General features: G+C 70.0%; 26 protein-coding genes. 13 read left to right on the top strand and 13 right to left on the bottom strand.

Features of this window, described 5'->3' with window-relative positions:
• The first annotated feature begins 153 nt into the window (after positions 1 to 153).
• From IFU30_RS02850 to IFU30_RS02840, 3 genes are all read left to right on the top strand, one after another.
• Positions 154 to 360, top strand: coding sequence for a hypothetical protein (locus IFU30_RS02850; RefSeq protein WP_192004238.1), 207 nt, complete (start codon positions 154 to 156; stop codon positions 358 to 360).
• Between the two features lie 9 nt (positions 361 to 369).
• Entirely contained in the window at positions 370 to 621 is a 252-nt protein-coding gene (locus tag IFU30_RS02845; RefSeq protein WP_192004237.1) for a hypothetical protein, read from the top strand.
• Between the two features lie 109 nt (positions 622 to 730).
• On the top strand, positions 731 to 970 hold the full coding sequence (locus IFU30_RS02840; protein ID WP_192004236.1) for a hypothetical protein: 240 nt from the start codon (positions 731 to 733) through the stop codon (positions 968 to 970).
• Between the two features lie 30 nt (positions 971 to 1,000).
• Here the strand turns inward: IFU30_RS02840 and IFU30_RS02835 are convergent, their stop codons facing one another.
• The 5 genes from IFU30_RS02835 to IFU30_RS02815 all read right to left on the bottom strand — a co-directional run bounded on the left by IFU30_RS02835 (position 1,001) and on the right by IFU30_RS02815 (position 5,811).
• On the bottom strand, positions 1,001 to 1,660 hold the full coding sequence (locus tag IFU30_RS02835) for a response regulator (protein ID WP_192004235.1): 660 nt from the start codon (positions 1,658 to 1,660) through the stop codon (positions 1,001 to 1,003).
• Positions 1,657 to 2,928 (bottom strand): sensor histidine kinase, encoded by a 1,272-nt coding sequence (locus IFU30_RS02830; RefSeq protein WP_192004234.1) that lies wholly within the window; start codon positions 2,926 to 2,928, stop codon positions 1,657 to 1,659. The genes IFU30_RS02835 and IFU30_RS02830 overlap by 4 nt, the downstream gene beginning before the upstream one ends.
• Positions 2,929 to 2,996: 68 nt before the next feature.
• Positions 2,997 to 4,223 carry a serine hydrolase domain-containing protein gene (locus tag IFU30_RS02825; RefSeq protein ID WP_192004233.1) on the bottom strand — a complete coding sequence of 409 codons (1,227 nt, stop codon included), beginning with the start codon at positions 4,221 to 4,223 and terminating at the stop codon, positions 2,997 to 2,999.
• 14 nt (positions 4,224 to 4,237) lie between these two features.
• Positions 4,238 to 5,062: a hypothetical protein gene (locus tag IFU30_RS02820; RefSeq protein ID WP_192004232.1), complete on the bottom strand. Its 825-nt coding sequence runs from the start codon at positions 5,060 to 5,062 to the stop codon at positions 4,238 to 4,240.
• Positions 5,062 to 5,811 carry an ABC transporter ATP-binding protein gene (locus tag IFU30_RS02815; RefSeq protein WP_192004231.1) on the bottom strand — a complete coding sequence of 250 codons (750 nt, stop codon included), beginning with the start codon at positions 5,809 to 5,811 and terminating at the stop codon, positions 5,062 to 5,064. Before IFU30_RS02815 ends, IFU30_RS02820 begins: the two co-directional genes overlap by 1 nt.
• Positions 5,812 to 5,910: 99 nt before the next feature.
• Here IFU30_RS02815 and IFU30_RS02810 point away from each other — a divergent pair, with 99 nt between their 5' ends.
• Positions 5,911 to 6,465, top strand: a complete 555-nt coding sequence (locus tag IFU30_RS02810; protein WP_192004230.1) for a hypothetical protein — start codon at positions 5,911 to 5,913, stop codon at positions 6,463 to 6,465.
• 89 nt (positions 6,466 to 6,554) lie between these two features.
• A complete protein-coding gene (locus tag IFU30_RS02805; RefSeq protein ID WP_192004229.1) occupies positions 6,555 to 7,268 on the top strand; it encodes an HAD family hydrolase in 714 nt (237 codons plus the stop codon).
• Positions 7,269 to 7,299: 31 nt separating this feature from the next.
• On the opposite strand, the gene IFU30_RS02800 is transcribed toward IFU30_RS02805, so the two are convergent.
• The 3 genes from IFU30_RS02800 to IFU30_RS02790 all read right to left on the bottom strand — a co-directional run bounded on the left by IFU30_RS02800 (position 7,300) and on the right by IFU30_RS02790 (position 10,561).
• A complete protein-coding gene (locus tag IFU30_RS02800; RefSeq protein ID WP_342450794.1) occupies positions 7,300 to 7,743 on the bottom strand; it encodes a BLUF domain-containing protein in 444 nt (147 codons plus the stop codon).
• A 488-nt stretch (positions 7,744 to 8,231) separates the two neighbouring features.
• Positions 8,232 to 9,503 carry an HNH endonuclease signature motif containing protein gene (locus IFU30_RS02795; protein WP_192004228.1) on the bottom strand — a complete coding sequence of 424 codons (1,272 nt, stop codon included), beginning with the start codon at positions 9,501 to 9,503 and terminating at the stop codon, positions 8,232 to 8,234.
• 461 nt (positions 9,504 to 9,964) lie between these two features.
• A complete protein-coding gene (locus tag IFU30_RS02790) occupies positions 9,965 to 10,561 on the bottom strand; it encodes a hypothetical protein (protein WP_192004227.1) in 597 nt (198 codons plus the stop codon).
• 58 nt (positions 10,562 to 10,619) lie between these two features.
• Between IFU30_RS02790 and IFU30_RS02785 the strand changes: the two genes are divergently transcribed.
• Positions 10,620 to 11,984, top strand: coding sequence for an FAD-dependent oxidoreductase (locus IFU30_RS02785; RefSeq protein WP_192004226.1), 1,365 nt, complete (start codon positions 10,620 to 10,622; stop codon positions 11,982 to 11,984).
• A gap of 129 nt (positions 11,985 to 12,113) precedes the next feature.
• Here IFU30_RS02785 and IFU30_RS02780 read toward each other — a convergent pair whose 3' ends face one another.
• Together IFU30_RS02780 and IFU30_RS02775 are read right to left on the bottom strand one after the other, a co-directional pair.
• Entirely contained in the window at positions 12,114 to 13,424 is a 1,311-nt protein-coding gene (locus IFU30_RS02780; RefSeq protein WP_192004225.1) for an ABC transporter permease, read from the bottom strand.
• Entirely contained in the window at positions 13,421 to 14,128 is a 708-nt protein-coding gene (locus IFU30_RS02775; protein WP_085511157.1) for an ABC transporter ATP-binding protein, read from the bottom strand. Before IFU30_RS02775 ends, IFU30_RS02780 begins: the two co-directional genes overlap by 4 nt.
• Before the next feature lie 166 nt (positions 14,129 to 14,294).
• On the opposite strand from IFU30_RS02775, the gene IFU30_RS02770 reads away from it, so the two are divergent.
• From IFU30_RS02770 to IFU30_RS02760, 3 genes are all read left to right on the top strand, one after another.
• Positions 14,295 to 15,545 carry a sensor histidine kinase gene (locus IFU30_RS02770; RefSeq protein ID WP_192004224.1) on the top strand — a complete coding sequence of 417 codons (1,251 nt, stop codon included), beginning with the start codon at positions 14,295 to 14,297 and terminating at the stop codon, positions 15,543 to 15,545.
• A complete protein-coding gene (locus tag IFU30_RS02765) occupies positions 15,542 to 16,219 on the top strand; it encodes a response regulator (protein WP_192004223.1) in 678 nt (225 codons plus the stop codon). Before IFU30_RS02770 ends, IFU30_RS02765 begins: the two co-directional genes overlap by 4 nt.
• A gap of 269 nt (positions 16,220 to 16,488) precedes the next feature.
• The gene (locus IFU30_RS02760) at positions 16,489 to 17,931 is read left to right on the top strand and encodes a sugar porter family MFS transporter (protein ID WP_192004222.1); all 1,443 of its coding nucleotides are present in this window, start codon (positions 16,489 to 16,491) and stop codon (positions 17,929 to 17,931) included.
• A gap of 7 nt (positions 17,932 to 17,938) precedes the next feature.
• Here the strand turns inward: IFU30_RS02760 and IFU30_RS02755 are convergent, their stop codons facing one another.
• Positions 17,939 to 18,502: a manganese efflux pump MntP gene (locus IFU30_RS02755; RefSeq protein WP_192004221.1), complete on the bottom strand. Its 564-nt coding sequence runs from the start codon at positions 18,500 to 18,502 to the stop codon at positions 17,939 to 17,941.
• Positions 18,503 to 18,702: 200 nt separating this feature from the next.
• Here IFU30_RS02755 and IFU30_RS02750 point away from each other — a divergent pair, with 200 nt between their 5' ends.
• From IFU30_RS02750 to IFU30_RS02735, 4 genes are read left to right on the top strand one after another with little or no spacing between them, the layout of a single operon-like run.
• The gene (locus IFU30_RS02750) at positions 18,703 to 19,050 is read left to right on the top strand and encodes an ArsR/SmtB family transcription factor (protein WP_079000858.1); all 348 of its coding nucleotides are present in this window, start codon (positions 18,703 to 18,705) and stop codon (positions 19,048 to 19,050) included.
• Entirely contained in the window at positions 19,047 to 19,739 is a 693-nt protein-coding gene (locus IFU30_RS02745) for a cation diffusion facilitator family transporter (protein ID WP_342450793.1), read from the top strand. Before IFU30_RS02750 ends, IFU30_RS02745 begins: the two co-directional genes overlap by 4 nt.
• A 40-nt stretch (positions 19,740 to 19,779) precedes the next feature.
• Positions 19,780 to 20,535, top strand: coding sequence for an enhanced serine sensitivity protein SseB C-terminal domain-containing protein (locus IFU30_RS02740; protein ID WP_192004220.1), 756 nt, complete (start codon positions 19,780 to 19,782; stop codon positions 20,533 to 20,535).
• Positions 20,536 to 20,555: 20 nt separating this feature from the next.
• The gene (locus tag IFU30_RS02735) at positions 20,556 to 21,515 is read left to right on the top strand and encodes a hypothetical protein (protein ID WP_192004219.1); all 960 of its coding nucleotides are present in this window, start codon (positions 20,556 to 20,558) and stop codon (positions 21,513 to 21,515) included.
• A 12-nt stretch (positions 21,516 to 21,527) separates the two neighbouring features.
• On the opposite strand, the gene IFU30_RS02730 is transcribed toward IFU30_RS02735, so the two are convergent.
• Entirely contained in the window at positions 21,528 to 21,854 is a 327-nt protein-coding gene (locus tag IFU30_RS02730) for a hypothetical protein (protein ID WP_192004218.1), read from the bottom strand.
• A gap of 122 nt (positions 21,855 to 21,976) precedes the next feature.
• Positions 21,977 to 22,402: an Hsp20/alpha crystallin family protein gene (locus IFU30_RS02725; RefSeq protein ID WP_071261327.1), complete on the bottom strand. Its 426-nt coding sequence runs from the start codon at positions 22,400 to 22,402 to the stop codon at positions 21,977 to 21,979.
• Positions 22,403 to 22,512 lie beyond the last annotated feature (110 nt).

Below are 22,512 nucleotides of genomic sequence, written 5' to 3'. Positions count from 1 at the left end.
GCGGCTTCGCTCGGGTATCTGAGACATGCTGATGCCATGAGGCAGGTCGGATTCACCAGAGCCTCCATCGCGAGCCAGAAAACGGCCCTCGACCCGGCCCGGACGGTCACGCTTGTCGATGCCATCGTGCGTGGGCTCGGATAGCCTGCGAGCATGAATACCTCGCCGGCCGCCCCATGGGTACGACTCGGTTTCATCGCAATCCTCGCGCTCATCTGCACGCTCAGCCCGACGATGCCGCTGCCGCTGAAACTGATGGGTCTGGCGCTGCTGGTACTGCCGTTGGCGTTGACACTGCTCAAATGGCACGCCGCACGCCGCGTCCAGCAGCCGCCCCGCGACGATGCGGGCACCGAGTAGCCTGACGCCATGGAATCGCTGATCCAGCAACGCCTCGCGTTCGAACGGGAGCGCACGTTCGGGTGGGTCGCCGTCGTGCTCGGGACACTGCTCGTTGCGGGGAGCGTCTGGGCGGCCGTGAACGGAATGCCGATCTACTGGCTCGGCGCGGTGGTATGGGGAGTGTCCACGCTGCTCGGCGTGCAGCGGATACGACGCTCTGCCAGGACGCGGGAAGCGTTCGAACGCCAGCACGGTAAGAACGCCGGCGTCCGCACCTGAAACGTCCTCACCGAGCCCTTCCTCATCAGCAGTTCGTGGTACTCGCGGCTCCCGGTGGTGTGGGGAGCGTTCGGCTGCTCGCCAGTCTGCGAAGCCGTAGGCTGCGGGTATGACTCCCGCTCGGGCACGGACCACCGTCATCTTCGGGCTCGTCTTGCTCGTGACCGCAGCCCTGCAGCTCGGCGCCTTGCTCATGAGGTGGTCGGGCGAGCGCGGCGACGTCTTCCTACTGGTCTTGCTGATCGTGCAGATCGTCCTTGCGGCAGCTGTCGCTGGAACGGGTCTTTGGGCGCGAAAACGGGGCGGCTCGAAGGCCATCCCGCCTGTGGATAACTCGCCGGAGAATTAGCGGATAATCTGTATGTCGTCCGCATTTGGCTCAATGCGGGTCGACAAGCCCCGCGCGGATCCCCCAGAGCACGGCTTGGAGGCGGTCGCGCGCTCCCGTCTTCTGCAAAAGACCGGCGAGGTGGTACTTCACCGTGGTGGGTTCGACGAAGAGGCGGTCGGCGATCTCCGCGTTGGAGAGTCCCTGCGCCAGGAGGTCGAGGACCTCGAACTCGCGATCGGTGAGCGGCGACTCGACCGGCGCGGTCGCGACCGGGGCCTCGCGCCGGCGCTCCGAGAACTCGCGGAGGATGCGACGGGTGAGGCGTTGGTCGAGCGTCCCCTCCCCCGCCGCGACGGAACGGATCGCCGCGAGCAGCGTCGCCTCGTCCGCGCCCTTCAGCAGGAAGCCGGCCGCACCGGCCTCGAGGGCGGCGAACACGTCCGCGTCGACGTCGAAGGTCGTCAGGATGAGGACGTCGGCGTCGAGCTCCGGGTCCGCCGTGATCGTGCGGGTCGCCGCGATCCCGTCCGTGCCCGGCATGCGGATGTCCATGCAGATCAGGTCCGGTCGCAGTTCCTTCGCCAACCGCACCGCGTCGGCACCGTCGATCGCCTCACCCACCACCTCGATGTCGGGCTCGGCCCCGAGGATCACCGAGAGGCCGGCGCGGACGACCGCCTGGTCGTCGGCGATGAGAAGGCGGATCATGCGTCACTCCGATGCTGGTCGGGACCCTGCTGGTCGGGACGGTGCTGGTCAGGAATGGTGAGGCGGTTGCACCACCCGCCGTCGTCCATCGGCCCCGCGGTCAATCGCGCCCCGATGAGCTCGGCGCGCTCGCGCATACCCCAGAGCCCGTACCCGTCGCGCGACGGCGAAGCAGGCCGCTGCGACGACGCGGCGTTCGTCACCGTGAGCTCGATCGCGTCCGCCTCGAACCGCACCGCCACACGGCAGACGGCTCCGGGCGCATGGCGGGCGGCGTTCGCCAGCGACTCCTGGACGGTCCGATACGCGGCCGTCTCCGCGAGCGGACCAAGCACACGAGGCTCGCCGGTCACGGTGTACGCGACGTGCTGCCCCCGCGACCGCGCCGCCTCGACGAGTTCCGGAATCGCCGCGATCGTCGGAGTGGTCGCCGGCCCGAGGGTCGATCCGTCTCCGCCGCCCTGGGCGTCCGCGTCGTCGCTGCGCAGCAGGCCGACCGTCCGCCGGAGGTCCACGAGCGTCGTCCGTGCATCCGACTGCACCGTCTGGAGCATCTCCCGAGCGCGGTCCGGGTCGCGCTCCACCAGAGCGCTGGCCGCCTGCGCGCTGACGATGATCCCCGACAGGTGGTGTCCGGCGATGTCGTGCAGTTCCCGCGCGAGGGCGGTGCGTTCCGCGCGGAGGTCGTTCTGCACACTGATCCGGCGCTCGTTCTCGGCCATGCGCGCCTGGTCCTCGATCGCCGACAGCAAGCGCTCGCGACCCCTGGCGTACTCGGCGACGCCGGCCGGGAGCACGTACTGCAACACGATGCGCGCGACGGCCGCGAACACGAGGATGAGCGGCTCCTCGGACGACCCGAAGGCCATCGCGATGCCGCCGACGACCGTCGTCGCGACCGCGCCGGCCACCAGCGCGCGGATGACCGTCCGACGCTCCTGGCGACGAGCGAGCGCGTAGGTGGCGAGGATCACGCCGAACGAGCCGATCCCGAGCTCACCGCCGGTGCTGCCGAGGATCACGAGGTCGAGCGTGACCACAGCCCCGAACACGACCACCGGGTACCGGACCCGCAGCAGCAACGCGACGGCCTGGAGCACGACCAGGGCCGCGTGCGCCCACGGCGGGATCCGACCCGGCACGGCGTGCAGCTCGTCGACCCACGGGACGACCCCGAGATACCCAACCGCACCGGCGAGGACCAGGACCGGCGGGAGCGCCGAGCGCAGACGGGCCGCGACAGGGGCGGGCCGCGCGGGAGAGGTCATGGGTCGAGTCAACCACGCCGAGCGCCGACCCCGGTTGGGGTCGGCGCTCGGCGTCCGGTGGGAAGTGATCATCGCTCGCAGAGGGTCGCGTCGAGGGCGTCGACGACGATCCGATACTGCTTCATCAACCGCTCGTTGTCGTCGGGCGACACGACCGCCCACGGCAGCGAGGTGACGGCGATGGTGACGGCCGTGCCGTCGGGACCGACCGCGTTGCGTGTCTGGGTTCCGGGGATGTCGCCGCCATGGCCCCAGGCCACACCGCCGCAGCTCAGCGGGTAGCTCTGCAGGCCGAGCCCGTAGCCCGCTCCCGGCCACAGCTCGTCGCCGGCCGGGACCGTGGTCTGCATCTCGGCGAGGGTCTCCTCGTTCAGGAGTTCACCGTCGAGCAGGGCCTTCATGAAGACGTTGAGCTCGTGCGGCGTCGAGACGAGTGCACCGGCGGACCAGGCGAACGAGGTGTCGAGGGCCGTGATGTCCAGGAGGTCACCGACGGTCTTCGCGTGGTACCCGTGCGGGTGCTCGCCGCGCAGCTCGCGTTCGCCCGGCGCCGGGAAGTACGTGTGCTCGAGGTCGAGCGGCTTGACGATGCGCTCGTCGATCTGCTGGGCGAGTGCCCGATCGGTGACCTGCTCGACCATGAGCCCCAGCACGAGGTAGTTCGTGTTGCTGTACGCCCACCGCTCCCCCGGCGCGAACACGGCCGGCTTGGCGAGGGCGATGTCGAGCATGTCGCGGGGCGAGGTGTAGCGCTCCTGTGCCGCGAACGCGTCGGCGGCGATCTGGTCGGCGTACTCGGGGAGTCCCGCCGTGTGCTGGAGCAGCTGACGGACCGAGATGCGGGTGCCGTCGATGCCGTCGCCGGTGATGAGCCCGGGGAGGTAGGTGTCGATCGGGGCGTCGAGCGCGACCTTCCCCTCCTCGACGAGCTGCAGGACGACGGTCGAGACGAACATCTTCGTGTTGCTCGCGATCCGCACCTCGCCGTCGACCGGGGCCGGCTCGTCGGTCGCGAGGTCGCCGATGCCGGCGGCGACGTCGATCGCCTCACCGTCCGGCCCGATCACCGAGGCGAGCGCCGCGGGGTAACCGGCGTCGACGAGCGATTGCATCCGGTCCTGCAGCGGGCCGGATTCGGAGCCGGTGCCGGCGGTTTGCTCCGTGGCGATGGAGCAGGCGCTGAGGGAGACGGTTCCGGCGAGCAGCGCGGCGGCGGCCGAGACGGCGATGAGCGTCCGGTGACGGGTCTGGTGCTGCGTCGTGGCCTGAGTGCGGGTCTGGGTCGGGTCGTTCATGTGGGTGATTCCTTTCAGATGTCGCGGCGCGAGAGCGCAGCGGATGCGGCCGCAGTGAGGGCGGCGGTGAGGGCCACGAGGGCGAGGATGACGACGATCGGTCCGAGCCCGTCCGTTCCGCCGTGGATGACGCCCTGGGCGAGGGCGACGGGCAGGAACTGGGTCCAGGCCGGCACGGTGCCGCCGGTGACCAGCTGGATCGAGGAGACGACGACCGGTTCGAGGATGAGGATCGCGATCATCGTCAGAACGCCGGCGAGCTGGGTGCGGACGATGAGTCCGACCGCGAGGCCGATGACCGACAGGGCGGTGACGGCGAGAACACCGAGCCCGAACCGTGCTGCGAGGTCCGGGAGTCCGAGGACGAACGGCGTCCCGGTCGCTGCCAGGGTGATCACGAGCGTGACCAGGCTGACGAGGGCGAGTACGACACCGAGAGCGGCGCCGACGACTGCGACCGCGCCCGCCTTGGCTGCGACGATGCGGAACCGCTTCGGCGAGGCGAGGGCGGCACCGACGATGCCGCCGTAGCGGTCGTCACTCGTGCCGGCGAGCACACCGAGCAGGGTGATCGCCAGGAGTGCGACTCCGATGGAGCCGCTGCCCATCGACGCACCGAGGGGGTTGAGCGCGTCGAGTTGGACGGCACGGGTGGCGAGGTCCAGGACGGGGAAGTCGCTCCCGAGGGCGTCGAGTCCAGGGCCGATGTCGCCGTCGGCGAGGGCGGGCATGAGGGTGACGAAGGCGAGTTGCGTGACGATGAGGCCCACGACGGCGACCGCCGCGGTGACCTTCGTCGCGGTCGTGGTGACGAGACCGATGAGTTCGGCGCGGAGCATCAGCGCACCCGCCCGTTGTCGGTGAGCTGGGCGGTTCCGGTGACCTGGAGGTAGTACGCCTCGAGGTCGCCGCCCGATGCGGCGAGGATGTCGACCATCGACGACTGCGCCAGCACGCGACCGTCGGTGATGACGACCACGTCGTCCGCGATGTCCTGGACATCGGACAGAAGGTGGGACGACAGCAGCACCGTCCCACCCGCGTCGGCGAACGCACGCAGCCGGAGTCGCAGCCACTGCATGCCTGCCGGGTCCAGGCCGTTCGACGGCTCGTCGAGGATGAGCACGGCCGGCTCGCCGAGGAGGGCTGCGGCGATCGCGATGCGCTGACGCATCCCGAGCGAGTACCCGCCGGCGGGGCGGTCGGCGTCGCGTGCCATGCCTACTTCGGTGAGGACCGCGTCGATGCGGGAGGCGTCGACCCCGATCCGTGCGGCGGCGATGCGGAGGTGCTGCCGCCCGGTGCGAGCCGGGTGGAGTCCGCCCGCGTCGAGGACGGCGCCGACGGTGCGCGCCGGCTGCTCGAGCTCGCGGTACGGGCGACCGAGGATGAGGCCGTCACCCGCGTCAGGACGGGCGAGTCCCAGCAGCAGGCGGATGGTGGTGGTCTTCCCGGCGCCGTTGGGGCCGAGGAGTCCGACGACCCGGCCAGGGGCGACGGTGAAGGACACGTCATCGACGCGCGGGCGACCGTGGAAGGTCTTGCGGAGCCCGCGAGCCTCGATGGGATGGGCGGTGGAGAGGTTCATGGCTCCAGCCTCGGCGCAACCCGTTCCGGGCACCCCCGCCTGCCGCACAGTCCCGGGCTGGCCGAACGGACAGTGATCGACGACCTCTAGGCTGCTGGCATGGACACGACTGCTCGGATGCATGATCGACGTCACCGTCTCGCGCCGCGCGCGACCGTCGTGGCCACGGTGGTCGTCGTGGTCGCCGGTCTGCTCGCCGGCTGCGCGTCGTCACCGTCGCCGGACCGGACGACCGCGGCATCCGCATCGGCATCGGACTCCGCCACCCGCTCGGGCACCGGTGAGATCCGGCACGAGCTCGGCCCGCTCACCGACCGCTTCCCGCAACTCGCCACCGCGCTCTCGGCGACCTGGATGTCGGGGACCATGGGCGACGAGCGGGTTCCGGGCCCGAGCACGTACTGGATCGATGCGGTCGTCGTCCTGGACGAGGCCGGGTACGCGGAACTGCGCGCGCTCGCCCCAGGGGAGGCGGGCTCGGACGCGAAGGCGGAGCTCCCGGACCTCGACGCCGGACTCGACGACGCACTGCCGCCGGGACCGTTCGTGCGTTCGTCCGCTCTCGACGACGCCTTCTCGCAAGACGGCCGCTCGACGCAGGTGTTCCTCGACGACGCGACCAGCTCCGTGATCCTCACGAGTCGGTTCCAGTAGCGGCGGCGTTGCCGCGCCCGCGGGCTCGCACGTTCTGCGGTGAATGACCACCGCTTCACAATGGCGGGCTCGCGGGCTTGACTGGACGCATGTCCGAACCAGCTGACACCACCGTCCCCGAGAACTCCGACGACCGCATCGCGGTGCTCTTCGACATCGACGGGACGCTCGTCGACTCGAACTACCTGCACGTCGACGCATGGGATCGCGCGTTCGCCGATGCCGGCAGGCCGGTCGACGCGTGGCGGATCCATCGCTCGATCGGCAAGGACGGCGGTCAGCTGCTCGAATCGCTCCTCGACGGGTCCGACGACGTCGAGCAGTACGGCGAGCGGGCGAAGGAGCTGCACAGCGAGTACTACCTCCAGAACACCTCCCGGCTGCGGGTGATCGGCGGTGCGCGCGAGCTGCTCGGCGAGTTGGCAGGCCGCGGGATCGCAGTCGTGCTGGCGACCTCGGCTCCGGAGAACGAGCTCGAGATCCTGCGGGAGCTGCTCGACGTCGACGATGCGATCTTCGCGGCGACCTCGTCCGGTGACGTGGAGACCGCCAAGCCGGAGCCCGACATCGTCGAGGTCGCGCTCGATCGTGCGGGCGTGCCGGCGTCGCGGGCCGTCATGGTCGGCGACGCCGTCTGGGACATCGAGGCGGCCGCGCGGGCCGGTGTGGAGTGCATCGGGGTGCGCAGCGGTGGGTTCGGCGAGCAGGAGCTCCGTGACGCGGGTGCTGTCGCGGTCTACGGCGACGTCGCCGAGCTGCTCGCGAACCTCGACGACAGCCCGATCGGCAAGCTCGCGGGCTGACTACGGGTGTGAGCGAGGGCTTGAGCGCCGCTCAGCTCCGCGTGGCGCGGCTGCGGAACCAGCGGGCGAGTTCCTGCAGGGCGCGCATGGTGGCGGTCGGGTCGTCGCGGTCAAGGTCGTCAAAGGTGTCGCGGTAGCCGTCGAGGTCTGCGGCGGAGCCGGTGTCGGCGCGTTCGAAGCCCATGGTCCAGGCGGCGAACTGCCGTTCGCGGATGGGCTCCTCGAACATCACGCGGATGCCGCTGTGGCGGGGATCGGCGGCGAGGGTGACCATCAGTTTGCGGACGGCGGGTTCGGGGCCCTCGAGGACCTGGAGGAACCGGCCGTCACGGTAGACGAGCATGCCGGTGAGCTGTGCGCGGGCGTTGTTCTCGCGGCAGACGGCGAGCAGGGCGGTGAGGTCGTCGTCGCTGAACGGCTGTGTCGCCGTGCTCGCGTACACGAGTGACAGCATCTGGTCTTCGTCGGTGCCCACGTTTGGAGCCTACCCGGCGGGGTGCGGACGCGGCCCCGGAAGCAGCTCCCGGTGCTGCCTGCCCTTCGACAAGCTCAGGGACCGAAATGCACCCGAGCACAGTCCAGCTCGGTCACTGAGCCTGTCGAAGTGCCCACGAGGAACCCTCAACGTTCCGGGTACACCTCTCCCCGATCACTGAGGCAGCGCAACCCGAGTGCCGAATCGGTTCCGGGTACACCCCTCCCGGTCACTGAGCCTGTCGAAGTGCCCACAAGCACGCCTGAACGTTCCGGGCACACCTCTCCCGGTCACTGAGGCAGCGCAACCCGACTGCCCTTCGACAGGCTCAGGGACCGAAACGCCTGCGAGCACAGTCCAGCCCGGTCAATGAGCCTGTCGAAGTGCCCACGAGGACCCCTCAACGGTTCGGGCGCACCTTTCCCGGTCACTGAGCTTGTCGAAGTGCCCACGAGGAACCCTTCGACAGGCTCAGTGACCTGCGGGGGCTAGAACGGTGCGGGATCTGGTTCCGTCCGGTGGTGTTTGCCGTCAGGTGTCGTCCAGTCGAGGACCCCGCCGGGACCGTGGTCGAGGTTCCATCCAGGGAGGTGCTTCATCCGGTGATGATGTCGACACAAACAAGCAAGATTGCCGACATCTGTCACCCCGCCGTCCTCCCACGCGACCGAATGGTCGAGATCGCAGGCTCTGGCTCGTCTCCCGCAGCCCGGTGCCCGACAGGTGCCGTCCCGCAAGCGGACCGCGCGTTGCAGATCGGCCGGAACGCGGTACTGGTTCCGCCCGACGGAAAGGATCGCGCCGGTTTCGGGTTGGACGAGGACCCGGGTGAAGCTGGGTGCGTTCACCGCGATGCGTGCCGCGGTCTCGGGGTCGATCGGGCCGTACCCATCGAGCATGCCGGGTGCGTCGGAGACGCCGGCCATGCTCAGTGCCGGGACGGTGATCTGCACGGTTGGCGTGATGTGCTCCTGCACTTCGATCGGGTGCGGAAGCACAGGGCTCGACATGATGTCTTCCGGGGTTACTCCGGTGAGGGCGAGGGCCGCGAGCGCGTCCGCCTGCAGCTGTGCGCACGTGCGGGTGTCGCCCGCCTGGCGTGACTCGGCCGCGGCGGCTTCGACCCGCTCGATGAGCCCCTGGGCGATCGGCGCCGTGGTGAAGAGGTGCACCCACGCCATGCCGTCGGCGGCCGGTTCGAACTCGACCCGACGGTCAGCCTCCGAACGGGTTGCGCGTGCGGTGATCGATTCCGGGTGGAGGCGCTCGCGCAGAACGCGGGCACGCTTCCGGAGGTACGCATTGGTGGATTGTTCGGCGACCGGCAGGACCTCGGCGAGGAACACCGCTCGCCCTGCGGTCGGGACGTCGCAGAGCTGGTCCGTGATGGTCTGCGCATGCCGGGCGGAGATACGACCGGCCTCAAGTGAGGCAAGCACAGTCGGCGCTTCGTTCACGAGCAGTTCGGCATCGTTGGTCGCACGCTGAACCGTCCGTTCCGGCGTCCGTGTCGCCATCGCGAGCGCCGCACAGGTCGACCGGCGGGAGAGGGCCTGACGTTCAGCCGGCGGGAAGATCGCCGGAACCGCGACGTCTGCGAAGGCGTCCGCGTAGGCCGCAGATCGGGCCAGCAGCCGGGCCTCCTCGGCGTCCAGGTTGGCACGACGCCGCTGGATGTCCGCGTAGTGGTCCGAGAACTCCGCGAGGCGCGCGGCGTACTCGTCGCTCGCGCGGATCGCGGTGGTGGTGGTCTCGGCCATGACTCCAGTCCACCATGGACCACTGACATTCCAGATGCTGAGTCGAGCCGAGTGTGGAAGTGTCCTCGTGGGCCCTTCGACAGGCTCAGGGACCGGGAGAAGATCACCGGAGCGGGAGGTCCCTCGTGTGCCCTTCGACAAGCTCAGGGACCGGAAGGGGCTGCTCGGAGACCGGAGTGAGTGCGGGTGCACCTCTTCCGGTCACTGAGCTTGTCGAAGTGCCTACGAGTGCCCTTCGACAGGCTCAGCGACCGGACGGGTGCCGCTGGTCTTGGACGCTTCCTCGTGCGCGCTTCGACAGGCTCAGGGACCGGAGGAGGCATACCGGATTCGCAGGGTTCACCCGTGTGCCCTTCGACAGGCTCAGGGACCGGCGAGGGTTGCTCAGGGGCGGGCGAGGGTTGCTCAGGGACCGGCGAGGGTTGCTCAGGGACCGGATGGGCCAGCAGCTCCCGCGCCGCTCACCGGCCCATGAGCGCCTTCACGACCTCGACCGCGGCCGGTCCGTCGAGCGACGGATGGCCCGCCCATTGCCCACCGGTGACGGATATCTCCGTCTCCGGCAGCACCACCGTCGTGACGATCACCGCGGCGACACCGGTCTCGACCGTCGCGCTGTAAGCGGTTCCGCCAGCAGCCTCGATGGTCGCATCCGGGATCGGCGTGAGCCCGGCGGCGGCGAGCTCATCGGCCGACAGCGCCTCGCTCGACTCGGGCGAGACGACGACCTCCACCGACCGGATGTCCGCCGCATCGATCGTCCCCTCCGGCGCCTCCCAGCCACAGACGGTCCCGTACTCGTCCGCCCCGTTGTCCTCCCGCGCGACGAGCCCCGCGATGTACGGCGCGACGGCCGCCTCCACCGCCGCGCAGTCGACCTGGAGGGATGATCCGTCTCCCGAGCCCCCGCTCGACGACTCCGCCGGCACCGACGCAGCGGGCGACGCACTGCCGGCGGAGCCGCCACCGGGCCCACCGCCACCAGTGCACGCCGACAGCGCGAGCACGATCGTTCCGGACACGAGAAGCGGCAGTCCCGCCCGCTGCAACACACGCATGATGTCGACGATATGGGTTCCGGAGTAGTGTCCGGAAGAGACCGACGGGAGCAGCGCGATGAAACCGACGACCCGCACCGACAGCGATCACGGCGACCACGCCGCCGACCACACCGCCGACCGCGACTGCGTCATCGCGGGTGGCGGCCCGGCCGGCATGGTGCTCGGCTACCTCCTCGCCCGGTCCGGCCTCCGCGTGACCGTGCTCGAGAAACACGCCGACTTCTTCCGCGACTTCCGCGGCGACACGATCCACCCGTCGACCATCACCTTGCTCGGCGAGCTCGGCCTGCGCGAGCGGTTCCTGCGGCTGCCGCTCAACCGGTTGCAGACGATGGACGCCGTGATCGACGGCCTGCGGATGACGATGGTCGACTTCCGCACCCTGCCAGCACCCGACCGCTTCCTCGTCCTCGCGCCGCAGTGGGACTTCCTGAACTTCCTCGCCGAGGAGGCCGCCGCACTGCCGAACTTCGAGCTCCGCCTCCGCACCGAGGCGACCGGCCTGATCGTGGAGCAGGGCCGGGTGCGTGGCCTGCGCGCGACCACGACGACCGCCGACGCCCCAGCGACCGAAACCGACCCAGCGACCAGCACTTCCACCGACATCGAGACCCGAGCCACCCTCACGGTCGCGGCGGACGGACGCACCTCGGCACTCCGCGACGCGGCCGGACTCATCCCCGACGAGAGCGGCGTGCCGATCGACGTCCTGTGGTTCAGCCTGCCGAAGCCGGCCGACCCGCCGCCCCCGACCCTCGCCTACCTCTCGCCGCGCGGCATGGTGCTCACGATCGACCGGGGTGACCGGTACCAGTCCGGCATGGTCATCCGGAAGGGCGGCGCGGAGCTGCTCCGAGCCGAGGGCCTGCCGGCGCTCCGCCGCCGGATCGTCGATGCCGCGCCCGTCCTGCGTCAGGTGGTCGACACCCTCACCGACTGGGACCAGGTCAAGCTCCTCTCAGTCCAGCTCAACCGCCTCGACCGCTGGCACCGCCCGGGCTTCATCGCCATCGGCGACGCCGCGCACGCGATGTCACCGATGTTCGGCGTCGGGGTCAACTACGCGATCCAGGATGCGGTCGCCCTGTCCAACGCGATCGCCGACCACCTCGCCGCAGGGGACGCACCGTCCGGGGTCCTCGCGGCCGTCCAACGTCGACGCGAGCGGCCGGTGAGGATCATGCAGCGCATCCAGCGAGCGGGGCATCGGGTGATCTCCCGCACGACCACGGGCGACCGCATCGCGCCGCGGTCGGTGATCCGGCTGATGCGGCTCGCCGGACCCGTCGTCCGACCGCTTGCGGCGAGGTTCATCGGGATCGGTCTCAGACCCGAGCACGTCACCACCCCGAAGCGCGAAGCGGAGAAGAAGCGGGCGCGGAGCCTCAACCTCCGACGACGGGACGGCCGCTTGTCGTAACGTGGACGCCGCAGACGCGACCTGAGCGTCTGCGCCGGCGCTGCTCCTCAACCTGGCGCCGGCGCGGCTGTGGGGCGCCGCTTTCGCCACGCCCCACAGCCGCCACCCGGCATTCCCGACCGCTGCACCTCACTCGTAGCGGAGCGACTCCACCGGATCTGCCTTGGCAGCACGGGCGGCGGGCAGGGTGCCGGCGAGGAACGCGATCACCATGACGACCAGGACGATGATCCCGAGCGACACCGGGTCGAACGCGATGAGGTCGAGGCCCGGCAGGTCGGCGAGGAGCGATCCGGACAGCGCGGCACTGATGCCGGTGCCGGCGAGCACCGCGATACCGACGCCGATCGCACTGCCGAGGAAGCCGATGAACGCGGCCTCGAGGCTGAACAACCCGAAGACCTTCCCACTGCCCATCCCCATGGCCTTCATCAGCCCGATCTCGCGGGTGCGCTCCTGCACGGACATGAGGAGCGTGTTCACGATCCCGAAGCTGGCCGCGAGGAGGGCGATGATCGCGAAGGCGTTGAGGACGAGGACGATCCCGTCGATCACCGTCTTGATGGTGCCGAGCTGGTCCGCGACGGTCGTGCCGGTGTAGCCCGCGTCGGCCAGTCGGTCCTTCAACGCCGTGACCTGCTCGTCGGTGGCGTCCGCGCCGAACCGGATGGACGCCTGCGCGTATCGCTCGACCTGGTCGGACGGGACGCCGATGTTCTGGGTCTCGTAGAGGAGGTCGGTGAGCGCGGCGTTCGGCACGATCGAGGCGCCGGTGGGCGAAGCGAGGCTCTCCTCGGCGACTCCGACGACGGTCGCGTCCACGGTGTGCTGCGTGCGCTGCGCATCCGTGATCGCGACCGTGACCGTCTGCCCGACCGCGTCCGCGTCGCTGCCGAAGCCGAGCGGTTCCACATAGGACGTGGGGAGCACGAGCTGGAGCGTGTCGGTGTCGTCGTCGGGCTGTGCACCGTCCACCAGCGTGACGCTCTGCCCGGAGATGAGTCCACCGACACCGACGACGTACTTCGTGCCGCCGCCCGCCTCGATGTAGTCGGTCGAGATCGACTTCACGGCCTGGACGTCGAGGACGCCGTCGATCCTGCCGAGCTCGTCGAGGTCGGTCGGTGTCAGGGCGACGACGGTCGATCCCGGCGCGCCGGCACCGGTGGCGGCGACCGCGTCCGGGTCGTACTCCTTCGGCCCGCTCGTCGCCGCACCCAACCCGCCTGCGGTGTCGGACGTCTTGGTGACGGTCATCGTGTCGGACGCGCCGACGCTCGACACCGTGTCGTCGATGTAGGCGTTGATGCCCGTGCCGAGCCCGTTGGTGAGCGTGAGCGTGAACGCCCCGACGAAGATCGCCAGGATGGTCAGGATGGTGCGGGTCTTGGACCGGAACGTGTTCGCGACGGCGGTCCCGATGAGGTCGACGGTTCTCATGCGGCCACCGCCTCGTCCTCGACGAGCAGTCCGTCGCGGATGAGGATCCGCCGATCGCAGCGTGCCGCCAGCTCCTCGTCGTGCGTGACGACGATGAGGGTGATGCCGCTCTCCCGATTGAGGGAGAAGAGGATGTCCTCCACGACTGCGCCGGTCGCCGTGTCGAGGTTGCCGGTCGGCTCGTCGGCGAAGATGATCCGCGGGTTGTTGACGAGCGCGCGGGCGATCACCGTCCGCTGTTTCTGCCCGCCGGAGAGGTTCACCGCACGGTTCCGCGCCTTGTCCTCGAGCTGGAGCTGCGCGAGCGCGGCGAGCGCCCGGCGACGTCGGTCACCGCGGCGGACGCCGGCGATCTTCATCGGGAGCAGGACGTTCTCGAGCACCGTCGCGTTGGCGGTGAGGAAGAACTGCTGGAACACGAACCCGAAGGTCTTGTTCCTGGTCGTGTTGAGGCGGCGACCGCGGAGGGTGCTCGTGTCGACCCCTTCGAGCTCGACGGTGCCGGAACTCGGTGCGTCGAGGAGCGCGAGCACGTGCATGAGCGTGGACTTGCCGGAGCCGCTCTTCCCGACGATCGCGACGCTCTCGCCGGCGTGGATATCGAAGCTCACCCCTTTCAGCGCGTCGAACCGGTTCTGACCGCGACCGTAGGAACGCCGGACGTCCCGGACCGAGATGATCGGCGGCGCTGTGGTGCTCTGCATGGTGTCTCCTCGTCTGGGGCCGGGTGCTCCGGCTCCACTCCAGACTCGCGGCGTCGCCCGTCCGGCGCGTCCCCCACCGGCGGACACCCGTGTACCGCGTCCGTGGTACCGCGGAATGCCACGTGCGGAGGAGTCGCCCGGCGCCGGTTCCCGGCAGACTGGGCCCATGACCTCCGCGACGCAGGATCACCGGGTACACGATCCGCGTCGGAGACTTCCGGCGTGGGTGCACGACGTGGTCGCCGCGGTCCTCATCATCGCCTCGGCGTTCATCCCGTTCCCCAATGCGGAGTTCCGGCCGGGCAGCCCGCTCGTCGTCGCCCTGGTCGTCGCACCGGCACTCCTGCTCCCGCTCCGCCGACGTTGGCCCATCCCGGTGCTCGCTGCCGTCATCGCCTGTTACGGTGCGGCGGCGATCACGGGGACCCTCGCTCCCGGTGTCGTGATCGCGGCCGCGATCGCGATGTTCGGAGTGGCCGTTCGCTCTGCACGTCGGACGACCCTGATCACGGCCGTCGCGACGATGGTCGCCGTCGCCCTCCTCAGCCTGCTGGCGTCGATCGGCAGCTTCGATCCGCGGACGGTCCAGTTCGCGGTGATGATCGCGTTCGCCGCCGCAGCCGGTGACGGGACGCGCTCGCGCCGCGCGTACATCCTGGCGATCACCGAACGCGCGGAGCGGGCCGAACAGACCCGCGAGGCCGAGGCGAGGCGTCGGGTGACCGAGGAGCGTCTCCGGATCGCACGCGACCTCCACGACACCGTCGCCCATCAGATCTCGGTGATCAGCCTGAACGCCGGGGTGGCTTCGAGCTCCCTGGAGTCGCGGCCGGAGAAGGCGAAGGAGGCGCTCGTCTCGATCCGCCGGGCGTCACGGACGGTGCTCGGCGAGATCGGTGACCTGCTCGAGGTCCTGCGGAGCGATGGCGGGGACGCCGGCGCAGGCCCCCGTGGAACGCTGCCGCAGCCGGGACTCGACCGACTCGACGCGTTGATCGCCGAGTTCACCACCGCAGGCCTCGACATCACGACACGGATCGACCCCGACGCACCGGAGCTGTCGACCGCCACGGACACGGTCGCCTACCGCGTCGTCCAGGAGGGGCTGACGAACGCACTAAAGCACGGTCCTGAGCGTCGTGCGCACGTGCTCGTCGAGGGCGGCGACGGGAGGATCGTCGTCAGTGTGAGCAATCCGACGGCCCCCGGCGTCCCGTGTGAGCAGGCCGACGCGGTGCCGACCACCGGGCACGGACTCCTCGGCATCCGCGAGCGCGTCGCGGCCGTCCGCGGATCCGTCGACGTGGGTGCGACCCCGGGCGGCTGGCGGCTGTCCGCGAGCCTCCCGACCGGCGAGCCGACACACCCCGGTCCGACACACCCGGCCCCGACACACCCCGAGGAGTCCCCCGCATGACCACCGTGCTCGTCGTCGACGACCAGTCGCTCATCCGCCAGGCCGTCGCCGACATCCTCTCCTCCGAGCCCGACCTCGAGGTCGTGGGCGAAGCCGTGGACGGCGCGCAGGCGGTGTCACTCGCCCGCGAGTTGCGACCGGACGTCGTGCTCATGGACATCCGCATGCCCGTCCTCGACGGCATCGGCGCGACCACCGCGATCTGCGCGGACCCCGAGCTCGCGGACACCCGGGTCCTCATCCTCACCACGTTCGAGGAGGACGAGAACCTCATCGCGACTCTGCGCGCCGGCGCGAGCGGGTTCATCGGCAAGGGCTCGGAGCCCGAGGAGATCGTCCGCGCCGTGCGCGCGGTGCACGCCGGCGACGCACTCCTGTCCCCCGCCGCGACCCGGAGTCTCATCACCAGGTACGTCGTCGCTGCGGACGAACCGACGAGCCCGCGCCAGGTCCCCACCGAGCTGGCGCTCCTCACCGAGCGGGAGCTGGAAGTGTTGCTCCTCGTGGCCCGCGGCCGATCCAACCAGCAGATCGCCGACGACCTCGTCATCTCACCGCACACCTCGAAGACCCACGTGAACCGCATCATGACGAAGGTCGCCGCCCACGACCGCGCCCAGCTCGTCATCCTCGCGTACGAGAGCGGCCTGCTGCGGCCGGGCACCGACGACTGAACCGGTCGCTCAGGGAGCAGAGGAACGCCGAGCGCAGAGGATACGACAGCCGACGGACATCCTCAAGCGCGAACGGCGGATCGCTCTCGACCGTAGCCTCGTCCGGATAGACGAGACCCGAACCGTCTGTACCGATGCAGCTCCCTCAGCCTGGCGTCGGTGTGGTTGCGGGGCGAGGCCACGGCCCGCCCCGCAACCGCGCGGAGCCGGTACTGTCGTCGTGTCCACGTCGCCGCTCGGCACCGGGACCCAGCAGACGAGGAAGCACGATGGCCGGATCCCCCACAGCCCGACAGTCGGCGAGCACGCTGCCGGCCCTCACGCCCGGGCCGCACCGCCGCCACCTCGGCCTGATCTCGATCGTCGCCTGTTTCGGCGGCCTGCTCTTCGGCTACGACACCGGCGTCATTAACGGCGCACTGCGACCGATGACCGCGGAACTCGGGCTCACGCCCATCACCGAGGGTGTCGTCACGAGCTCGCTCGTCTTCGCGGCCGCCGTCGGCGCCCTGCTCGGCGGTCGGGTGTCGGACGCGTGGGGCCGGCGACGGAGCATCATCGTGCTGGCCGTCCTCTTCTTCGTCGGCACGCTGGTCGTCGTCTGCTCGCCGAACGTCGAGCTCCTCGTCGCCGGTCGCGTCCTCCTCGGTCTCGCCGTCGGCGGTGCCTCCGCCGTCGTCCCGGTCTACCTGGCGGAGCTCGCCCCGTACGAGATCCGTGGGTCGATCACCGGCCGGAACGAGGTCGCGATCGTCCTCGGACAGTTGTCGGCCTTCGTGATCAACGCGGTCATCGGCACCGTGTTCAGCGAGCACACGAGCGTCTGGCGCATCATGTTCGCCGTCTGCGCCCTCCCGGCGGTCGCGCTGTTCGTCGGCATGCTGCGGATGCCCGAGTCACCGCGGTGGCTCGTCGACCACGGTCGCCGCGAGGACGCCCTGGACGTCCTGCGGACCGTCCGCTCCGACGACCGCGCCGTCGCCGAACTCGCGGAGGTGGAGGCGTCCATCACCGCGCAGCGCGACCAACACCGGATCGGGCTCGGGGCCGTCCTCCGCAACCCGTGGCTCGTGCGCATCCTGCTCGTCGGTGTCGGCGTCGGGATCGCCCAGCAGCTCACGGGGATCAACTCGATCATGTATTACGGGCAGACCGTGCTCGTGGAGTCGGGCTTCGACGAGAGCGCCGCGCTCATCGCCAACATCGCGCCCGGTGTCATCGCCGTCGTCGGCGGCTTCATCGCCCTCACCTACATGGACCGACTCGACCGACGGAAGACGTTCGTCGTCGGCTTCTCGCTCACGACCGCGTGCCATCTGCTCATCGGCTTCTCGTCGATGGTGCTCGAGCCGGGCGACCCGATGCGTCCCTGGGTCATCCTGTTCCTCGTGGTCGTGTTCGTCGGCTCCATGCAGACGTTCCTCAACGTGGCGGTCTGGGTGTACCTCGCCGAGGTCTTCCCGCTCCAGATGCGCGGCCTCGGCATGGGTGTCTCGATCTTCATGCTCTGGGTCGCAAACGGGTTCCTGGCGCTGTACTTCCCGTCCCTGGTCGACGGCCTCGGCATCACCGGGACCTTCTTCCTGTTCGCGGGTGTCGGCGCACTCGCGCTCCTCTTCGTCGCCACCCAGGTACCCGAGACGCGTGGGCGGAGCCTCGAGGCGCTCGGTGAGGACGTGTCGACCGGCGCGATCTTCACCCGGAAGCGGTGACCTCCGACTAGCCGGTGAGGTGGTCGATGAGGATCTTGACACCGATGAGGATCAGGATGACTCCACCGGCGATCTCCGCCGGCTTGCCGAAGCGCTGACCGACGCGACGGCCGATGAAGACGCCCAGGAAGGCGAGCACGAACGTCGTCAGTCCGATGAGGACGACGGCTTCGAGGATCGAACCGGGCAGGAACGCGAGCGTGATGCCGATGGCGAGCGCGTCGATGCTCGTGGCGAGCGCGAGGATGAGGAGTCGCCGGACGTCGATGCGGTCGGAGTCGACCTCGGTGTCCTCGTGGCTCGAGAACGCCTCCCAGAGCATCTTGCCGCCCACGAGGGCGAGCAGGCCGAAGGCGACCCAGTGGTCGACCTCGGTGATGTACCGTGCGAACTGCGTGCCGAGGAACCAGCCGACGAGCGGCATGACCGCTTGGAACAGTCCGAAGGTGCCGGCGATCACGAGCGCGTGGCGCACGTTGAACCGCCGCATGTGCAGGCCCTTGGTGAGGGCGACGGCGAAGGCGTCGGCGGAGACACCGAGCGCGATGAGGAGCAGCGGCCAGAACGTCATGTCGCGGGGTCTTCCTGTGATGCGTCCTGGACGCGGAGATGCGTTCGGGCGCCATGCCGCGAGGACCCGTCAACGTTGCCAGCGCGGTGCGGCGGCGGCAAGCCGAGACGTCCGATTGCCAGCGTTTCGCCTCGCCTAACGCGGCTGTTCGGGCGACCGCGAAGCTCGGTTGATACAGCATTTCGTGTACTGTCGTTCGTGTGACCGACACCATCACGCCGACCGCGACCCTGACGCACACCGCCGCGCTCGCGAGGCTGGGGCACGCCCTGTCCGACGAGACCCGGGCTCGCATCCTCCTGACCCTGCGCGAGGCACCGGCCTTCCCCTCCGACCTCGCGGACGCGCTCGGCGTCTCCCGACAGGTCATGTCGAACCAGCTCGCCTGTCTCCGCGGCTGCGGCCTCGTCGAAGGCGTCAAGGAAGGACGCAACACCTGGTACCGCCTGGCGGACAGCCACCTGGCGCCGGCGCTCGACGACCTCCTCCGGCTCGTCCTGGTCGTCGATCCCGCCTGCTGCTCGGGTGAGAGCTGCACCTGCGCGTGAGCACCGTCGGCCTGCCGAGCCCCCGTCTCCGCGCCCAGCTGAGCCCCGCCAGACGCGCGACGCTGCAGCGCCGGATCCGCTGGATCGTCGCGGCGACCATCGCCTACAACGTCGTCGAGGCCATCGTCGCCCTGTCGGCCGGGACCGTCGCCTCATCGGCAGCCCTCGTCGGCTTCGGTCTCGACTCGATCGTCGAGGTCCTGTCCGCCGCCGCGGTCGCCTGGCAGTTCTCGAGCCCCGATCCCCATCGTCGGGAACGGGTCGCGCTTCGGGTGATCGCCCTGTCGTTCTTCGGCCTCGCCGCGTTCGTGAGCGTCGACGCCGCCCGCTCGATGCTCGGGTTCGCCGAAGTCCAGCACTCGACCGTCGGCATCGTCCTCGCGGCGGTCAGCGTCGTGATCATGCCGGCGTTCTCGCTGTTCGAGCGCCGGACCGGCAAGGAACTCGGCTCCGCCTCCGCCGTCGCCGACTCGAAGCAGACGCTCATCTGCTCCTACCTGTCGGCCGCGGTCCTCATCGGGCTGGTCCTCAACAGCACCCTCGGCTGGGCCTGGGCGGACGGCGTCGCCGCCCTCGTCATCGCCGGCTTCGCGGTCCGTGAGGGCATCGAAGCCTGGCGTGGAGACGCGTGCAAGCGGCCGGTCTCATCGCTCACCTCGGAGAACACGGACACCTGCGACTGCTGCTGAGCACGCGCACCTTCCCACACGGCCGGGATACGCTGCTGGCATGCCTGCCGCCGACGACGCACCCGACGCTCCCGACATCGAAGCCCTCCTCGCCGCAGCCGCGAACGACCGCTCGAACGCCCCCGCGTTCCTGACGGCGCTCCTCGAGAGCACCGTGATCGTGGCAGGGACCGTGACCGACGACGGCATGGCGACCCTGGCTGACCTCCTCGACTCGGACGGCAGCTCGGTGCAGCCGTTCTACACCTCGAAGGCGCGCTTCCAGGAGACGCTCCAGGTCGTCCCGTCGTTCGAACAGCACCTCCTCGCCCTCCCTTGCCGCGTCCTGTGGCAGATGACCCGAGGCGCGAGGCTGGTCCTGAACCCGCACTCCACGCACGGCAAGGAGTTCCTCCCGGGCGAGATCGCCCAGCTGCTCGACGGCGAGGCGGTGCTCACACCACGCGTGGTCGAGCACGAGACCGAGGTCATGGTGGGACAGCCGGCTCGCATCCCACCAGGGATGACCGAGACCCTGACCGCGGTCCTCGCCGAGTACGGCGAGGTCGACGAAGCAGTGCTGGGCTGGAAGGTCACCCCGCAGGAGGGCGGCACGTTCGACGAGTGCTACCTCCTCGTCATCGTCGGCGCCCCGACCGCCCGTGAGACGATCAGCGGTCCGCTCGCACGCGCCCTCGCGACGTACTCGGCGAGCGTGCCGATCGACGTCATGTACGTGGCGCCTGGCGCGAAGCATCTCCTGACCAGTGTCCCGCCGTTCCATCGCCGCAAGCGAGGGTTGTTCCGGCGACGATGAGCAGTGGGCTGAGTCGAACGGTGCCCGCGGTCGCACGTGGCGCACGCGTCCTCACGATCGCCGCGCTGCTGGGCGTCCTCGCGGCGTGTAGCGCGCCGCCGTCGGGGGTGCCCACCGGGGCTCCGACCGGATCCCCACCGAATGCATCGGCGGCGCTCCCACCCGCGCCGACGTCCACCTTCCCGGGGCTCGCCTGCGACGCGCTCGTCCCCGACGCGGAGGTCGCATCCTTCCTGGGCGCCGCAGCCGCGCCGCAACCGCTCACCGTCGACGACGCCCCGGTCCTGCAGGACGGCGGGACCGTCTGCGCCTGGGCCGATGAGGCGGCCGGCACCTCACTGACCGTCCGACTCGTCGGAGAGGGTGTCGACCACTGGGCAACCTTCAACCACTGGTACGAGCACACCGACTGGAGCGCGAGCGTCGGCGAGATCAACGGGACGATGTGCTCGGACGGCGCCTGCTCCGTCCACGCCCTCGACGGCGAGCGGTTCATCGAGGTCGATGCGGCAGGGCTCGACGACCCGAACGGGACGCGCACAGAGGAACTGGCTCGCGCAGCGCTCGCGGCAGCCCCGGTTCCGGCGCCCGCCGCACCCCCGTCGTCGGCGCCCACCTCGCGCTCGTGCGCCACGGCGCTGCCGGTGGATACCGCGGCGGCACACCTCGGCGCAGCCGCCACCGGCGCGAGCTACGTGAGCACCGCGACACCGAGCTACCACCTCGTGCAGGACTCGCTCCAGCGGGTCGGCGGACTCGACTGCCGACTGCTGTCCGCGGACTCCCGCGAGCTCGTCCGGTTCACGGTGCTCCCCGGAGGCGCGTGGGTGCTTCGCGAGGACAGTCCGGTCGGCGCCGTGGATGCGGCTGGGAGCGAGCACTCGGCGCACGCTCGACGTGGCGACGACTGGGTGCGCCTGCAGGCCCCCGGGGCGAGCGAGGAGACGACTCAGGCCCTGCTGGCCGAACTGCTCAGCTGAGGTCGACGTGCGCTAGAACACCGGCCGGTCCGCGATGGACACGAGGACCGCGGCGATCACGGCCACGGCCACGAGCAGGACCGCGACGATCCACTGCCAACGGGACACCGCCCGCCGGATCACGACGAGCAGGTGGACGAGCAGCGCGAGCACCGCCACGGCGGCGATCACGGTGCCGACCACCGCCGGCTCGAACACCGCGACCTGTTCCGTCGCGATGCCGTCGGCACCCGGCGCCTGGTACCAGATCATCGTGGTCTGCGTCGCCGCGACCAACAGGCCGAGTGCGGCGATCACGAGCAGGGCTGACGCTACGAGGATCCGTTGAACGCGGGACATGCCCCCAGTATGCCGACCGCCGGTCGCACACGGGCGAACGCCCCACCCACGGATCGTGGGCGGGGCGTTCGGTTCGTTCGATTCGGACGGGCGTCGATCCCAGTTCGAGTGCCGATCCCGGCTCAGGCGTTGATCGACTGCGGGTGGTCGGTCGTGGAGTCGACGGTGATCTTCCGCGGCTTCGCACGCTCGCTCACCGGGATGATCACGGAGAGCACACCGCTGTCGTAGGACGCGGTGATGCCGTCGAGGTCGACTCCCTCGCCGAGGGTGAACTGCCGCAGGAAGTGGCCGCCACCGCGCTCGCGTGCGAGCCAGCGGACACCCTCGCGACTGTCGGCCGTGCGCTGAGCACGGATGGTCAGCTGACCTCCGTCGACGTCGACGTCGATGGATCCGGGGTCGATGCCGGGGAGGTCGGCGACCATCATGTACCGGTCGCCGTCACGGAAGAGGTCCACCGGCATGGGCCGGGGTGCGCGCACGGAGTCCAGTACGGAGGCCGCGAAGCGGTCGAGCTGGCTGATGGGATCGAGGGTCATTGCCATGGGTGTTCTCCTTCCCTGTCGCCCGATGACGGATCGGGCTCATCGATTGTCGGTGCCCGGAAGTCACAGATCCGGGGGTTTAGATCTGTACTTCGTGGTGTAGATTTTTT

Origin of the sequence: Plantibacter sp. CFBP 8798, assembly GCF_014841195.1 — a bacterium.
Classification (GTDB): domain Bacteria; phylum Actinomycetota; class Actinomycetes; order Actinomycetales; family Microbacteriaceae; genus Plantibacter; species Plantibacter auratus.
The sequence above is the reverse complement of the archived record's forward strand: the minus strand, read 5'-3'. Positions and strand labels throughout refer to the sequence as shown.

Excerpts from the sequence above, each read along its gene's own strand:
- IFU30_RS02850 (WP_192004238.1), top strand. The coding sequence starts at position 154 with ATGAATACCTCGCCGGCCGCCCCATGGGTACGACTCGGTTTCATCGCA.
- IFU30_RS02780 (WP_192004225.1), bottom strand. The coding sequence starts at position 13,424 with ATGAGAACCGTCGACCTCATCGGGACCGCCGTCGCGAACACGTTCCGG.
- IFU30_RS02785 (WP_192004226.1), top strand. The coding sequence starts at position 10,620 with ATGAAACCGACGACCCGCACCGACAGCGATCACGGCGACCACGCCGCC.
- IFU30_RS02845 (WP_192004237.1), top strand. The coding sequence starts at position 370 with ATGGAATCGCTGATCCAGCAACGCCTCGCGTTCGAACGGGAGCGCACG.
- IFU30_RS02770 (WP_192004224.1), top strand. The coding sequence starts at position 14,295 with ATGACCTCCGCGACGCAGGATCACCGGGTACACGATCCGCGTCGGAGA.
- IFU30_RS02825 (WP_192004233.1), bottom strand. The coding sequence starts at position 4,223 with ATGAACGACCCGACCCAGACCCGCACTCAGGCCACGACGCAGCACCAG.
- IFU30_RS02775 (WP_085511157.1), bottom strand. The coding sequence starts at position 14,128 with ATGCAGAGCACCACAGCGCCGCCGATCATCTCGGTCCGGGACGTCCGG.
- IFU30_RS02820 (WP_192004232.1), bottom strand. The coding sequence starts at position 5,062 with ATGCTCCGCGCCGAACTCATCGGTCTCGTCACCACGACCGCGACGAAG.
- IFU30_RS02835 (WP_192004235.1), bottom strand. The coding sequence starts at position 1,660 with ATGATCCGCCTTCTCATCGCCGACGACCAGGCGGTCGTCCGCGCCGGC.
- IFU30_RS02740 (WP_192004220.1), top strand. The coding sequence starts at position 19,780 with ATGCCTGCCGCCGACGACGCACCCGACGCTCCCGACATCGAAGCCCTC.
- IFU30_RS02765 (WP_192004223.1), top strand. The coding sequence starts at position 15,542 with ATGACCACCGTGCTCGTCGTCGACGACCAGTCGCTCATCCGCCAGGCC.
- IFU30_RS02805 (WP_192004229.1), top strand. The coding sequence starts at position 6,555 with ATGTCCGAACCAGCTGACACCACCGTCCCCGAGAACTCCGACGACCGC.
- IFU30_RS02795 (WP_192004228.1), bottom strand. The coding sequence starts at position 9,503 with ATGGCCGAGACCACCACCACCGCGATCCGCGCGAGCGACGAGTACGCC.
- IFU30_RS02830 (WP_192004234.1), bottom strand. The coding sequence starts at position 2,928 with ATGACCTCTCCCGCGCGGCCCGCCCCTGTCGCGGCCCGTCTGCGCTCG.
- IFU30_RS02790 (WP_192004227.1), bottom strand. The coding sequence starts at position 10,561 with ATGCGTGTGTTGCAGCGGGCGGGACTGCCGCTTCTCGTGTCCGGAACG.
- IFU30_RS02760 (WP_192004222.1), top strand. The coding sequence starts at position 16,489 with ATGGCCGGATCCCCCACAGCCCGACAGTCGGCGAGCACGCTGCCGGCC.
- IFU30_RS02755 (WP_192004221.1), bottom strand. The coding sequence starts at position 18,502 with ATGACGTTCTGGCCGCTGCTCCTCATCGCGCTCGGTGTCTCCGCCGAC.
- IFU30_RS02815 (WP_192004231.1), bottom strand. The coding sequence starts at position 5,811 with ATGAACCTCTCCACCGCCCATCCCATCGAGGCTCGCGGGCTCCGCAAG.
- IFU30_RS02730 (WP_192004218.1), bottom strand. The coding sequence starts at position 21,854 with ATGTCCCGCGTTCAACGGATCCTCGTAGCGTCAGCCCTGCTCGTGATC.
- IFU30_RS02725 (WP_071261327.1), bottom strand. The coding sequence starts at position 22,402 with ATGGCAATGACCCTCGATCCCATCAGCCAGCTCGACCGCTTCGCGGCC.
- IFU30_RS02840 (WP_192004236.1), top strand. The coding sequence starts at position 731 with ATGACTCCCGCTCGGGCACGGACCACCGTCATCTTCGGGCTCGTCTTG.
- IFU30_RS02810 (WP_192004230.1), top strand. The coding sequence starts at position 5,911 with ATGGACACGACTGCTCGGATGCATGATCGACGTCACCGTCTCGCGCCG.